Annotated in this window: 14 protein-coding genes and 1 riboswitch; of the genes, 13 read left to right on the top strand and 1 reads right to left on the bottom strand. The window is 39.8% G+C overall.

The features are described from left to right. The first annotated feature begins 102 nt into the window (after positions 1-102). Positions 103-287, top strand: a riboswitch (cobalamin riboswitch). A gap of 146 nt (positions 288-433) precedes the next feature. The 4 genes from G532_RS0110800 (at position 434) to G532_RS0110785 (ending at position 4,240) form a co-directional block, all read left to right on the top strand. After that, a complete protein-coding gene (locus tag G532_RS0110800) occupies positions 434-1,465 on the top strand; it encodes an ABC transporter substrate-binding protein (protein ID WP_027964835.1) in 1,032 nt (343 codons plus the stop codon). A gap of 21 nt (positions 1,466-1,486) precedes the next feature. Beyond that, complete coding sequence (locus tag G532_RS0110795) at positions 1,487-2,527, top strand: FecCD family ABC transporter permease (RefSeq protein ID WP_035512937.1); 1,041 nt, start codon at positions 1,487-1,489, stop codon at positions 2,525-2,527. A 27-nt stretch (positions 2,528-2,554) separates the two neighbouring features. After that, positions 2,555-3,319 carry a heme ABC transporter ATP-binding protein gene (locus tag G532_RS0110790; protein ID WP_027964833.1) on the top strand — a complete coding sequence of 255 codons (765 nt, stop codon included), beginning with the start codon at positions 2,555-2,557 and terminating at the stop codon, positions 3,317-3,319. Between the two features lie 90 nt (positions 3,320-3,409). Next, a complete protein-coding gene (locus tag G532_RS0110785; protein WP_027964832.1) occupies positions 3,410-4,240 on the top strand; it encodes a DUF368 domain-containing protein in 831 nt (276 codons plus the stop codon). Between the two features lie 129 nt (positions 4,241-4,369). Here the strand turns inward: G532_RS0110785 and G532_RS0110775 are convergent, their stop codons facing one another. Next, positions 4,370-5,167, bottom strand: a complete 798-nt coding sequence (locus G532_RS0110775) for a histidinol-phosphatase HisJ family protein (RefSeq protein WP_027964831.1) — start codon at positions 5,165-5,167, stop codon at positions 4,370-4,372. Between the two features lie 125 nt (positions 5,168-5,292). Here G532_RS0110775 and hisZ point away from each other — a divergent pair, with 125 nt between their 5' ends. Genes hisZ through hisC form a run of 9 tightly spaced genes read left to right on the top strand, consistent with a single transcriptional unit; the run spans position 5,293 to position 12,870 of the window. Then, positions 5,293-6,534, top strand: a complete 1,242-nt coding sequence (hisZ, locus tag G532_RS15170; protein WP_051189148.1) for an ATP phosphoribosyltransferase regulatory subunit — start codon at positions 5,293-5,295, stop codon at positions 6,532-6,534. Further along, complete coding sequence (hisG, locus tag G532_RS0110765) at positions 6,524-7,177, top strand: ATP phosphoribosyltransferase (protein WP_027964830.1); 654 nt, start codon at positions 6,524-6,526, stop codon at positions 7,175-7,177. Before hisZ ends, hisG begins: the two co-directional genes overlap by 11 nt. Next, entirely contained in the window at positions 7,174-8,457 is a 1,284-nt protein-coding gene (gene hisD, locus G532_RS0110760; protein ID WP_027964829.1) for a histidinol dehydrogenase, read from the top strand. Before hisG ends, hisD begins: the two co-directional genes overlap by 4 nt. Positions 8,458-8,471: 14 nt before the next feature. Further along, positions 8,472-9,059, top strand: a complete 588-nt coding sequence (gene hisB / locus G532_RS0110755) for an imidazoleglycerol-phosphate dehydratase HisB (protein ID WP_027964828.1) — start codon at positions 8,472-8,474, stop codon at positions 9,057-9,059. Positions 9,060-9,075: 16 nt separating this feature from the next. Continuing rightward, positions 9,076-9,690 (top strand): imidazole glycerol phosphate synthase subunit HisH, encoded by a 615-nt coding sequence (gene hisH / locus G532_RS0110750; protein WP_027964827.1) that lies wholly within the window; start codon positions 9,076-9,078, stop codon positions 9,688-9,690. After that, complete coding sequence (gene hisA / locus G532_RS0110745) at positions 9,687-10,394, top strand: 1-(5-phosphoribosyl)-5-[(5-phosphoribosylamino)methylideneamino]imidazole-4-carboxamide isomerase (RefSeq protein WP_027964826.1); 708 nt, start codon at positions 9,687-9,689, stop codon at positions 10,392-10,394. Before hisH ends, hisA begins: the two co-directional genes overlap by 4 nt. 2 nt (positions 10,395-10,396) lie before the next feature. Further along, positions 10,397-11,155 (top strand): imidazole glycerol phosphate synthase subunit HisF, encoded by a 759-nt coding sequence (hisF, locus tag G532_RS0110740; protein WP_027964825.1) that lies wholly within the window; start codon positions 10,397-10,399, stop codon positions 11,153-11,155. Next, a complete protein-coding gene (gene hisIE / locus G532_RS0110735; RefSeq protein ID WP_027964824.1) occupies positions 11,155-11,784 on the top strand; it encodes a bifunctional phosphoribosyl-AMP cyclohydrolase/phosphoribosyl-ATP diphosphatase HisIE in 630 nt (209 codons plus the stop codon). The genes hisF and hisIE overlap by 1 nt, the downstream gene beginning before the upstream one ends. A gap of 6 nt (positions 11,785-11,790) precedes the next feature. Next, positions 11,791-12,870 carry a histidinol-phosphate transaminase gene (gene hisC, locus G532_RS0110730; RefSeq protein WP_027964823.1) on the top strand — a complete coding sequence of 360 codons (1,080 nt, stop codon included), beginning with the start codon at positions 11,791-11,793 and terminating at the stop codon, positions 12,868-12,870. Positions 12,871-13,162: the final 292 nt, after the last annotated feature.

The following is a 13,162-nucleotide window of genomic DNA, read 5'->3' as shown; positions in this document are numbered from 1 at the left end:
TCACCTAGATTATTACTCATTTTAACATGTACTTCTTCATTAATTGAAATAAAAGTAAAAGTTGACGACAGGATACTTTCAGACTATCATTAAAGTAACAACTTAAATGTAGAGTAATGAGGTAAAAGCAATCAGTTGCTTTTTTAATAGGGAAGATCGGTGAAAGTCCGACGCGGTCCCGCCACTGTAAGAGGGAGCTAGTAATCAAACCACTGTCTGATGAGGATGGGAAGGGATTAGTAGTGAAGAACTCAAGTCAGGAGACCTGCCTCATTAATTTAGTTCGTTTCCTTCGGGTTTAAAGGAATGGCTGTATAAATTCACACGTGATGCTATATAGTAGCGGTTTAATGCCTGCTTTCCTTCTTTTTACTGAAGGAAATGCAGGCATTTTTGATGTTAATTTCTATTTACACAAGAGAGGGAGAACAGAATGAAAAATTTACAATGGTTACAAAGATTTTTCCTAGTATTGATGCTTACGCTTGCTGTCGGGTTAGCAGCTTGCCAAGAAGATGGGGATCAAGAAGACTCAGATAATCAAGAAGATGTAGAAGAAACAGAGGAAACAGAAGATACAGAAGATACGGAGTCGGATGAAAATGAAGAAAGCGAAGAGAGTGAATCTGCAGAAGCCGATTCTTATCCAGTAACTTTCACAGATAAATCTGGTGAAGAGGTTACAATCGAAGAAGCGCCAGAAAGTATCGTATCTGTTATTCCGAGTGCAACAGAAGGTGTATTTGCAGTAGGAGCAGGCGATCAAGTAGTAGGTGTTTCCGAGTGGGCAAACTACCCAGAAGAAGTACATGATATTGAAAAAGTCGGAGATATGAATTTAAACATAGAGCAAATTGTATCACTAGAACCAGATGTGGTCATTGCTGATTTAGATAACGGAGAAAGTGTAGAAGCTCTAAGAGAAGCTGGACTTAATGTGGTAGTTTTAGGTGCACAAAGTCTAGAAGAGGTATATGAAGACCTTGAACTCTTAGGACAAGCAACAGGTAATGTAGAAGAAGCAAATGACGTAATCGAAAATATGCAAGCAGAAGTAGAAGCAGTGGAAGAGGCTGTAGCTGAGGTTCCTGAAGATGAACGGAAATCTGTTTGGATGGAAGTCGGTCCAGAACTTTATTCAGGTGGAGAAGGATCATTTCTTGATCAGCTGATTACACTTGCTGGTGGAGAGAATATTATTGGGGACGAGCAAGGTTGGCCTCAAGTGAGCGAAGAGGTAATTATAGAAAGAGATCCAGATGTCATCATTACAACGTATGGTGCTACTACAGAAGATGCTGAAGAGCAAGTATTGAGTAGAGAGCAATGGCAAGGAATCACTGCTATAGAAAATGAAGAAGTATATGACGTTCATACGGATATCGTTTCTCGTTCAGGTCCACGTTTAGCAGAGGGTCTTAGAGCAATCGCAGAAATTCTATATCCAGACTACGTTTCAGAATAAGTTTATCTAGGGGATTTTTAAATGCAAGTAAAGCATAAATTAGTGTTGTTTCTATCCATATTACTTGTTTTATTATTTGTTTCTGTCGGTGTGTCTATTTCATTAGGAGCGGCACAAGTGGACTTCCTTTCTGTGTGGCAAGTTGTCTTATCTAAACTTCCATTTATGAATGGTGTGATCGAGCAGACTTGGGCAGACTCAACGGAAACAATTGTATGGGATTTACGGATGCCAAGGATTATCTTAGCTGCAATAGTCGGAGCTGCTTTAGCATTAGCTGGAGCAATCTATCAAGGTGTACTAAGAAATCCTTTAGCAGATCCATTTATCTTAGGGGTGTCATCAGGTGCCTCATTTGGAGCGGCACTAGTTTTTGCTTTTGGTTTTCAAGTCGTTTGGTTAGGTAGATTTACTTTACCAGTAGTTGCCTTTTTATTTGGATTCTCTGCTTTGATGGTGGTTTATTTCCTAGCACGAGTAGGAAACAAAGTACGAATGGAAACGATTATTTTAGCAGGTGTTGTTGTCCAATCCTTTATTGGCGCATGCTTGTCCTTAGTCATGGCGCTTTCTAATGAACAGCTTCAGACGATCGTATTTTGGATGATGGGGAGCTTAACGTTAACAGATTGGAGTTACAATCAATTTGTGTTTCCTGTAATTCTTCTAGGAACCATCATTGCGTTATTCTTCACACGTGAATTAAATATGCTTGGATTAGGGGAAGAGGTGGCACATCATTCAGGTGTCTCTGTTCAAAAGACCCGCTTTTACTTATTGGTATTAGCTTCACTAATTACAGGAGCAGCCGTTTCTGTTTCTGGTGCGATAGGGTTTGTTGGTTTAGTTGTTCCGCATATTGTCCGCTTAATTGTCGGGGCAGATTATAGATTAATATTACCTTTATCTTTAATAGGTGGAGCAATCTTTTTAGTCGGTGCAGATGCTGTTGCTAGAACTATACTAGCACCGAGGGAACTGCCATTAGGTGTGATCACGGCATTTTTAGGTGCACCGTTTTTCGCGTATTTATTAAGAAAAGCGAAGCGAGCTTACTTCTAAGTAGATAACTAAAGGGAGGTTACGTTTATGTTGACGGTATCTAATATAAGTAAAATCATAGATGATAGAAAAATTGTAGATGATGTGAGCATTGGCGTAGATCGTGGAAGTTGTGTCGGTTTAATTGGACCGAACGGCGCAGGCAAATCTACATTGATGAAAATGATATCGGGTATCAATCAACCTTCCTCTGGTTCTATTGAGCTCTCTGGAAAGTCGCTTACGCAGTGGTCAACGAAGCAAATAGCCAAAAAGGTAGCAGTTTTAACGCAAGAGGGGTTAGCTGCTTACCCAATCAGTGTGTATGATGCTGTTTTAATGGGACGCTATCCGCATTTAGGTTTTTTTCAAAGAGAAAATAAGTCCGATCATGACCATGTGAACCGTGTGCTTGAATTGACAGGTTTAGCCGAGTTCAAAGACCAACTCCTTGATACGTTAAGTGGAGGAGAGCGGCAACGTGTAGCCATCGCTAAAGCAATGGTACAGGAACCTGAACTTCTTCTACTTGATGAACCTACTACTTTTTTAGATATTGGCTATCAGTTGAATGTTCTTCAACTTGTGAAGGATTGGCAACGGATGTCTAATTTAACAGTAGTAATGGTATTGCATGATTTGAATTTAGCTGCGCAGTTTTGTGATCGACTCATTTTATTAGATGAAGGTAAAGTAGTAAAAGAAGGTACGAATGAAGAAGTAATATCAGCGGAGACGCTATTTGATGTTTATCACGCATCGCCAGAAATCATCCGACATCCAAGATCAAATATCCCACAAATTTTATTATAAAGATTCTTTTGAATGGATAGTAATATTCAATCAGTCTAGTATAATAGGATAGAAATAGAACATGTACTTGTACAGAAAAGAGGATACGAGATGATGGAATGGCGTAACTTGTATCGTGGGTTCATTATGGGCGTCAGCGATGTCGTTCCCGGTGTGAGCGGCGGTACAATTGCACTTGTGTTAGGAATTTATCAACAATTGATCGAAGCCATTAATGGCGTTTTTACGAAAGCCTGGCTAAGGTCAATTGCATTTCTACTTCCTTTATTATTAGGAGTAGGAACGGCATTATACTTTTTCAGTTCGATTATAAAATGGTTATTAGAGAACTATGAGAATCAGGTATTATTCTTGTTTATTGGTCTAATTATTGGTGTGTTACCAATGCTACTCGCAAAATCAAATTATAAACAATCATTTGGGACACAGCACTATGCATTATTTGCTTTAGCAGCAATCTTAATTGCTTCTATGGCATTTTTCCAAGAAGCGAGTGCACCACCAACGATTACCACGTTTAGTGCTTCAACTTATCTAATCATTTTCTTATCAGGTTGGTTAGCGAGTACGGCAATGATCTTGCCTGGAATAAGCGGATCATTATTGTTGTTAATTGTAGGAATGTATCCAACGTTTTTGTATTTAATCTCAGAAGTTGTGATTGAAGGATTAATCCCACTTGCAATGGGAATTGTGACCGGGTTGATCATTATGAGTAAGATCATTCGATACTTCTTGCATAATTACTACTATCAGACCTTTGCCTTGATTATCGGACTCGTGGTCGGCTCTGTGTTTGTTATTTTCCCAGGGTTTGAAGCGCAAATGATGATGAACTTGATGAGTGTATTAATGCTAGGTGTGGGGTTATTCGCAGCCTATTTATTAGGGAAACTAGAATATAAAGAGTTAAAGCAATAAATGAATGAAGCTCCTTCAATCAATAGGGTTGGAGGAGCTTTTATATGTTTTCTGGATATCGGTGGAGTTTTCTGGATATATTTAAGCCACCAGCTGGTCAACAAGTGGCTGATGGCTTCAAAATGATCTTTACAACAGATCATTTAACTTATGAAACTGCGGCTTCCGATCTTTGAAGGTCGTGACATACTTAAAACCAACTTCATCTAATAGGTGATAGGCCTCTTCTAATCGATCTCCTACACGTTCGGGCTTGTGTGCATCGGACCCGACTGTAATAATTTCGCCACCAAGTTCCTTATAGCGTTCTAAGATATCTTTTGTTGGGTGCAACCGTTCCATTCCGTATTTATAACCAGAAGTGTTGATCTCGATCCCTTGTCCACGCGGAATGATGGTATGAAATAGTTCATCAATGATTTCAAAAAAGTGATGAACTCCTGGTTCGTATTTATAACGAGTGACTAAATCTAAATGTCCTAGAATGCTAAATTGTTCGAATCGCTGTACACAATCTAATAGTTCTTGATAATACAATTCATAGGCTTCGTTTAGGGATCGACCATTAAATAGGTTGCCAGAATGCAAGTCTAATTTATTCGTTGTGTGCATGGAACAAATAATGAAGTCGAACGTTTCCTTATTTAATAATGTTTCATACTGAGCTAATATATGTGGCTGAACACCGATTTCAATACCTTTTCGAATCTCAATCTGCTGCTTATATTTTTGCTGCATGGCTGCGATTTTTTCAGCGTAGGCGTCAAGTGCCACGTCAAATGTAATGGTTTGATCTGGATAGTCATAATCAATGTGCTCTGTAAACGTAAGTTGTTTTACTCCCTGTTTTATTCCGCTTTCGATCATGTCTTCCATAGGAGCATCGCAATCGGCTGAAAAATTGGAGTGCATGTGGTTATCAAACATCAACTCATCCTTTCTGTAGCTATCATTTTAATCGGTTGACAGCTTCATGTATACTGATTAAAATAGTAAAATAAAACTTTATCCTGATAAAGCGATAAACTAATAGAGTGTTAAAGGGTGATTAGATGGATCAAGGACAGTCGTTACCTCGTGGTGTAACGGACCTATACGCGAAAGATTACTTAAGAAAAGAAAGAGTAATAGATAATCTGAAACAATTATTGCATACAAATGGGTTTCAACCAATACAAACACCTACTTTTGAATATTATGATTTATTTTTATCTATTCCTGGAAAAATCAATCCAGATCGAATGATTAAAATGATTGATCATGATGGGAAAATACTTGTATTACGACCAGACGCAACGATCCCTATTGCTCGTATGGCGGCGAGTGCACAACTAGACGTTAATGATTTTCATAAATTGTCCTATGTCACGAATGTTTTCCGCATGAATAATGGAGAGTCCGATGTGTTTTCCAGGTCGTTTACTCAAGTAGGAGTAGAACAATTTGATCAAGGCGAAGCGATTCACGACTTAGAAATGATAGTTCTAGCAATCGATTCCTTACTTACATCGGGAATGGAAAACATTTATCTAGAATTAGGACAGGCTGGATTTTTCAAAGGGTTAATGAAAGAAGTAGACCTGACAGAAGCAGAACAATTCGAATTACAACAGTTGATTGAACAGAAAAATCAAGCTGAAATTAAACGTAAAGTAGAAGCTTTGAATATAAAGAAAGAAGTGGCTGATGTAATCGTTGCTTTGCCTCAATTGTTTGGGCAAGTAGAACAGGTTGTCACGCAAGCAAAGCCTTTATGTTTAAATAATGAAATGAGTGAAACGTTAAGTCATATTACTTTTTTAAGTGAACAATTAATCGAGCTTGGATATGATCGATATGTTTCCGTTGATTTAGGATTAATTAATGATTTTCAATACTATACGGGTACTATTTTTCAAGGGTTTGTTGAGGGATACGGGAAATCAGTGATCCAAGGTGGCCGTTATGATGCCTTAACAGAGCATTTTGATATGGAAACGAGTGCAATAGGTTTTGGAGTCTATGTAGATGATTTGATTGCGATTTTAAATCAAGGGAATATACTTACGGAAGGTCAGTCGACAAGTGTTTCTATATATCCCGATTCCAATCAAGCTGCAGCTGCGATTAAGCTAGCTAAACAACTAAGAGAAGCAGGGGTAGTAGCTGAAATTCGTTCAAACACAAGTTCCATTCCAGAAGCGGGAAATGTCATTAACCTAAATGATGGTTCATTTAAACTCCAAGGCTCAAAATCGAAACCGATCCCTTCCATAAGCGATGTAGTAAACGAGGTGACCCAACATGGCAAATAAACCAATTAAATTAGCTTTAGCAAAAGGAAGGTTAACAGACGATTTCCTTCAATTAATTGAGCAAGCAGGAATTCATTTCAGTTCTTATTATGAAAAAAGTAGAAAGCTTACATTCCTTAGTGATGACGGAGCATTTGAGATGATTCTTGTAAAAGCGATGGATGTTGGGACGTATGTGGAAAATGGAGCGGCTGATATTGGCGTTGCCGGGAAAGATACCTTACTAGAAAACGGCATTGACGTGTACGAGCTAGTTGACTTAGGTTTTGGTAAATGTAAATTTTCTATCGCCGGGCCGGAATCGTATGACTTTTATCAACAATCTCCGTTAACCATCGCGACGAAATACCCAAAAATCACGAATGACTATTTCAAAAAGCAGGGAAAACAAATAGAAACGATTAAATTAAATGGCTCAGTAGAGTTGGCCCCGATTGTGGGCTTGAGTGATGTAATCGTAGATATTGTGGAAACAGGTAACACCCTTCGTGAAAATAACCTACAAATTCTAGAAGATATGATTGAGATTAGTGCTCGATTAGTTGTAAATAAAGCAAGTTATAAAACAAAAGAGTCTCGAATCACACCTTTCATCAATCATGTAAAAGAACAATTATCAAAGCAGGGGAGTGTGTCTTCATGAAGCTTGAATCAGTAACGCGAGAACAAATTCCCACGATAGTCAAAGAGCGTAAACAACGAACAAGTGAAGACTATGTTCAAATCGATCAACGTGTACAAATTATTGTGAATGCGATTCGCCAAGAAGGAGACGAAGCAGTTTTTCGCTATATTAAAGAACTTGATCACGCGGATATAAATGAATTGGTCGCCACACAGGCGGAAATCGATGCTGCTTTTGAAGCTACCTCAAAAGCGTTTCAAGATATTGTGAAAGAGGCGAAAACGAATATTACCGCATATCATGAGGAACAGCGAGAGAAATCTTGGTATACGAATCAAGAGGATGGCGTATGGCTTGGGCAACAAGTTCGACCTATTGATCGAGTGGGGGTGTATGTTCCAGGTGGAAAAGCGGCTTATCCATCGACGGTTTTGATGAATGTGATACCCGCTAAGGTTGCAGGAGTTGAGAAGATTACGGTTACGACCCCTGTACAGGAAGATGGCTCGATTCATCCAAATACGCTAATCGCCGCTTCTATTGCAGGTGCTGATGAGATCCTCAAAGTAGGTGGGGCTCATGGGATTGCAGCGTTAGCTTATGGAACAGAAACGGTTACTCCAGTTGATAAAATAGTAGGACCTGGAAATGCGTATGTTGCTCGCGCAAAGAAGATGGTCTTTGGTGATGTAGGAATAGATATGATCGCCGGTCCGAGTGAAGTTTGTGTGATCGCGGATGAATATGCCAATCCAGCTTTTGTAGCGGCTGATATGCTTGCTCAAGCTGAACATGATGAGCTTGCTTCGTCGATTGTAGTAACAACCTCTCAAGCGTTTGCTGAACGGGTGAAACAAGAAGTGGAAGCTCAAACGGAACAGTTAAATCGCCAATCTATTATAAACCAATCGATTAAACAGCAAGGTGCTTTATATGTAGTGGATGATTTGAAAATAGGATTCGAACTGGTCAATGAACTTGCACCAGAACACCTGGAAGTGCATACCGAAAATCCTTTTGAACAGTTAGAAAAAATCAAGCACGCGGGAGCAATCTTCTTAGGGGAGTATGCACCGGAAGCATTAGGTGATTATTTTGCTGGACCAAATCACACGTTACCAACGAATGGTACTGCGAAATTCTCCTCACCTTTAGGGGTGTATGATTTTATGAAGAAATCAAGTGTCATATATTACAACGAAGAGGCTTTAGGTAAAGTAGTGAATCAAATAGATCGTTTTGCATTAGAAGAAGGGCTAGATGGGCACGCCGCTTCTGTAAAAAAACGCTTTGAATAACGGGAGGCTTTAACATGCGAGAGTCTAATATTAAACGAGAAACACATGAAACCAAAATTAATCTTTCCTTAGCTTTAGATGAATCAGATCCTAACCTAACGATTCATACAGGTGTTGGATTTTTCGATCATATGCTGACGTTGTTCGCAGCTCACGGGAAACTCGACTTATCTCTAAATGCTGATGGTGACACTTTCGTAGATGACCATCATACGGTTGAAGATGTCGGTATTGTTTTAGGACAGGCTGTAAAAGAAGCAGTAGGGGATAAGCGGGGCATCACTCGATATGGGCATGCCTATACACCGATGGATGAGTCCTTATCATTAGTTGCACTAGACTTATCCAACCGACCATTTCTTGTCTATGATGTAGCTGATTTACCAGAGAAAATAGGGGATTTTGATAGCGAATTAGTGGAAGAATTTTTAAGAGCATTTTCTACACATGCCGGGATCACCTTACATGTGAAACTTATTCACGGAAAGAATAGCCACCATATAGTGGAGTCGATTTTCAAAGGGCTAGGTAGGGCTATACGAACGGCTATAACAGTGGAAGAAGGAAATCAGTCCATTCCTTCGACAAAAGGCAGCTTGTAATATTGGAGGTATAGGAATGATTGCGATTATTGATTATGGAGCTGGAAATTTAAAAAGCGTGCGACATGCCTTGAAGGAATTGGAAATTGAAGCATTCATTACAACCAATCCAGAAGAATTAGAGGATGCATCTGGTATTATTTTGCCTGGTGTTGGCGCGTTTGGAGAAGCGATCGAACAGCTCGAGCACATGGGATTTATAGAGGTAATTAAAGACCAAGTGGACCGAGGCAAACCACTATTAGGTATCTGTTTAGGTATGCAGTTATTATTCGATAAAAGCTTCGAATACGGAAAGCACAAAGGATTAGGTTTGATTCCAGGCGATATTGTTCGGTTTGAAAGTTCTGTAAAAGTTCCACATATCGGGTGGAATCAACTAGAAGTAACAGAAACGTATATAGACGATCTAATTAATGAAAATATTATGCCTTTAGACTATGTTTATTTCGTTCATTCCTATTTTGCAAACCCACATGACCAGCAAGATATATTGTTCCAAACAGAGTATGGACAGACGTTTCCTTCTGCAGTGAAGCGTGATCACGTAATCGGCATGCAATTTCACCCGGAAAAGAGTGGACGTGTCGGGAAGCAGTTATTACTTAACTTCGGGGAGATGACAAAATGATAATTTATCCAGCGATTGATTTGTTTGATCAACAAAGTGTCCGATTAATTCAAGGGGATTATGACCGCCAATCCTCGTATGGGGATCCGGTGAAAATGGCTCAAAAATGGGTGGATAAGGGAGCGACATACCTTCACCTAGTGGACTTGAACGCGGCTAAAGGGGATACGAACAATAATATGGCAGTGATCGCTGATATTATTGAAGCTGTGGATGTGCCCGTTCAAGTCGGTGGTGGCGTGCGAAGTATTCAGCGGATTGAAGCGCTCCTTAGTTTAGGTGTCACACGTGTCATTCTCGGTACAGCAGCAATTAAAGATCCGGAATTTTTAAAAGTAGCAGTGGAGCGATATGCGGAGCAAGTGGTGATCTCTGTAGATGCCAGAGATGGGTATGTCGCAACGGATGGATGGAAAGAAACGAGTTCGAAACAAGCAAGTACATTTGTGAAAGAGTTAGAAGCAATTGGTGTGCAAACAATTGTTTATACTGACATATCCAAAGATGGTATGTTAGCTGGACCAAACTTAACGGAACTTCAAGATATTAATACATTAAGTGAAATCGATGTGATTGCTTCTGGTGGCGTGACAACTCTTGAGGACTTACGAACATTGCAAGCTAACCATCTCTCTGGCGCGATAATTGGAAAAGCCTTATACGAAGGAAAAATCGATTTCGAGTCGATTGTAAAGGAGCTTTAAACATGTTAGCAAAACGAATTATACCGTGTTTAGATGTGCAGGACGGACGCGTTGTAAAAGGAACTAAGTTTGAGAATATTAAAGATGTTGGGGACCCAGTTGAATTAGCTAAACGCTATAGTGAACTCGGAGCAGACGAAGTGGTCCTTTATGACATTACTGCTTCCTATGAGGAGCGGAATATTTTCTTAGAGATCGTAGAACAAGTCGGAGAACAAGTGCATATCCCTTTCACGGTTGGCGGAGGTATTCGTACCGTGGAAGACTTTCGTTCTGTTTTAAACGCTGGTGCGGATAAAATTTCAATAAATAGTGCTGCCGTTGCAAATCCTGATTTAATTAATCAAGCAGCTCAAAAATTCGGTAGCCAGTGTGTCGTGTTATCGATTGATGCCAAAGAAATCGACGGAGAATTCCGCGTTTTTGTTAAAGGTGGTCGAGAAGATACAGGCATGAATTTAATTGACTGGGCGAAAGAAGGAGAAGATCGTGGCGCAGGGGAAATTGTTTTGAACGCTATTAATACGGATGGAGTGAAAGAAGGGTATGATAACCAAACCCTGCGATTACTTGGAGAGCAAGTGTCTATTCCAATTGTAGCTTCTGGTGGAGCAGGAAGTATGGAACATTTTCGTGATGTATTTGTTGAAGGAAAAGCGGATGCGGCATTAGCTGCTTCAGTGTTCCACTTCAATGAAATAGAGATCGCTTCATTAAAACAATATTTAGTGGAACATCAGATTCCAATTAGACAAGGGTGATGAGATTGAACAGTACAGATTTTAATTACGATGATCGAGGATTGATTCCCGCTGTTGTCCAACATGTGCGGACAGGAGAAGTCCTGATGCTTGCTTACATGAATGATGAAGCAGTAAAACGTACGATCGAGTCAAAAACAGCTTGGTTCTTCAGTAGAAGTAGAGACGAGTTGTGGAATAAAGGCGCAACTTCTGGAAATATCCAACATGTTAAAAGTTTTGACTATGATTGTGATGAGGACACCATTTTATTAAAAGTAGAACCAGAAGGACCAGCTTGCCACACGGGGGAACATTCCTGTTTTTATCGCTCGGTCGAACTACAGAATGAAACGATGGAATATAAACGCGAAGTGATTCACGATGTATTTGCCTCGATTCAAGATCGAAAAAAGAACCCGCAAGAAGGATCGTATACAACATATCTTCAAACAGAAGGCGTCGATAAAATATTGAAGAAAATCAGTGAAGAAGCTGGGGAGATTTTAATCGGTGCTAAAAACGATGACAATGAAAATTTATCAATGGAAATTGCAGATTTAATCTATCATGTCCTTGTATTGATGGGTGAAAAAGAGGTTTCTATTGAACAAGTGAAACAAGTACTTACAGAACGAATGAAAGGGTGAGCTTAGGTGAGTAAATTCTGGAGCAGTACGGTGAAAAATACAGAACCTTACCAGCCAGGGGAACAACCGTATGAAGCGGGTGTTATAAAACTAAACACAAATGAAAACCCGTACCCACCATCTCCTAAAAGTATCGAATCAATGAAACTCGCAGTGAATGATCATTTGAGAAGATATCCTTCGCCAACTTTGGATCAATTAAAAATAAAAATTGGAGAAAAAGAAGGGGTTTCTGATCAAAATGTCTTCGTTGGAAATGGTTCAGATGAAGTGTTAGCTTTTGCCTTTCAAGCTTTTTTTGAACCGAATGAAGCGATTAAGTTTCCGGAAATTACGTATAGCTTTTACCCTGTTTATTGCAAACTTTTCGATATTCCTTTTCAAGAAGTTCCTTTAAAGGAAGATTTATCGATTGATGTAGAAGGGATGAAAAGTGCAATTGGGGGAGTCATTTTCCCAAATCCCAATGCACCGACTGGCATCGCCTTAAACATAGAGCAAGTTGAAGAGATAGTGAAAGCCAATGCGAATAAAGTGGTTATTATTGATGAAGCTTATGTCGACTTTGGAGCAGAGTCGGCGGTGCAACTCACGCACACTTACCCTAATTTACTTGTGACGAAGACGCTTTCGAAATCGCACGCATTAGCCGGCATGCGGTTAGGTTATGCAGTCGGTCAAAAGCATTTAATTCAAGGATTAATTAGGATAAAAAATTCCTTTAATTCGTATACGATTAACCGTGTGACGTTGGCTGGAGCAGAAGCGGCTGTACAGGATGAAGAGTACTATCGAGAAATTTTAAATCAGATCATTGCAACACGCGAATGGTGTAAAGACGTGTTTGAAGCGTTATCTTTTGAGGTAGTCGACTCCAAAGCGAACTTCTTATTTTTAAAACCGTTACATGTCGACGCAGCATACTTATACGAGCAATTGAAAATTAGGGGAATTTACGTGCGCTTCTTTAATAAGCCTGTCATAAATGGCTATATAAGAGTAACCGTAGGAACCGATGAAGAGATGAGAGCCCTTATTCAAGCAGTGAAGGAAATTGTGCGGTGTCAAGTCCATAATTATGTGTAAAAGTGCTACTTCATTTTCACCTGTGGGTAGAGCGGGTCATCTAGGGGACGACTTCGTCTAGATAACGCTGCGCATTTGACGCCGAGGAGGGACCATGCGAGCCTTTTAGGCAGAGAGGCAGAATTTTTGAAAAGCTGCCTGTTGACCTCGAGATGCATGGTCCCTAAGGGCGGTGTCAAATGACTACGTGTTCGCTCGATAGATATACTTGCGGTTGCCTCGATCTAGGTTATCGTTGTAATCCATTAACACGGCTCCAATTAGACGAAACGCGGCCTTTTCATTGGGGAAA

Origin of the sequence: Halalkalibacillus halophilus DSM 18494, assembly GCF_000423105.1 — a bacterium.
Classification (GTDB): domain Bacteria; phylum Bacillota; class Bacilli; order Bacillales; family Alkalibacillaceae; genus Halalkalibacillus; species Halalkalibacillus halophilus.
Note: the sequence above shows the minus strand (reverse complement) of the source record. Positions and strands in the feature narration are given on the sequence as shown.

Coding starts and splice junctions, on each gene's coding strand:
- G532_RS0110800 (WP_027964835.1), top strand. CDS start 434: ATGAAAAATTTACAATGGTTACAAAGATTTTTCCTAGTATTGATGCTT.
- G532_RS0110795 (WP_035512937.1), top strand. CDS start 1,487: ATGCAAGTAAAGCATAAATTAGTGTTGTTTCTATCCATATTACTTGTT.
- G532_RS0110790 (WP_027964833.1), top strand. CDS start 2,555: ATGTTGACGGTATCTAATATAAGTAAAATCATAGATGATAGAAAAATT.
- G532_RS0110785 (WP_027964832.1), top strand. CDS start 3,410: ATGATGGAATGGCGTAACTTGTATCGTGGGTTCATTATGGGCGTCAGC.
- G532_RS0110775 (WP_027964831.1), bottom strand. CDS start 5,167: ATGTTTGATAACCACATGCACTCCAATTTTTCAGCCGATTGCGATGCT.
- hisZ (WP_051189148.1), top strand. CDS start 5,293: ATGGATCAAGGACAGTCGTTACCTCGTGGTGTAACGGACCTATACGCG.
- hisG (WP_027964830.1), top strand. CDS start 6,524: ATGGCAAATAAACCAATTAAATTAGCTTTAGCAAAAGGAAGGTTAACA.
- hisD (WP_027964829.1), top strand. CDS start 7,174: ATGAAGCTTGAATCAGTAACGCGAGAACAAATTCCCACGATAGTCAAA.
- hisB (WP_027964828.1), top strand. CDS start 8,472: ATGCGAGAGTCTAATATTAAACGAGAAACACATGAAACCAAAATTAAT.
- hisH (WP_027964827.1), top strand. CDS start 9,076: ATGATTGCGATTATTGATTATGGAGCTGGAAATTTAAAAAGCGTGCGA.
- hisA (WP_027964826.1), top strand. CDS start 9,687: ATGATAATTTATCCAGCGATTGATTTGTTTGATCAACAAAGTGTCCGA.
- hisF (WP_027964825.1), top strand. CDS start 10,397: ATGTTAGCAAAACGAATTATACCGTGTTTAGATGTGCAGGACGGACGC.
- hisIE (WP_027964824.1), top strand. CDS start 11,155: ATGAGATTGAACAGTACAGATTTTAATTACGATGATCGAGGATTGATT.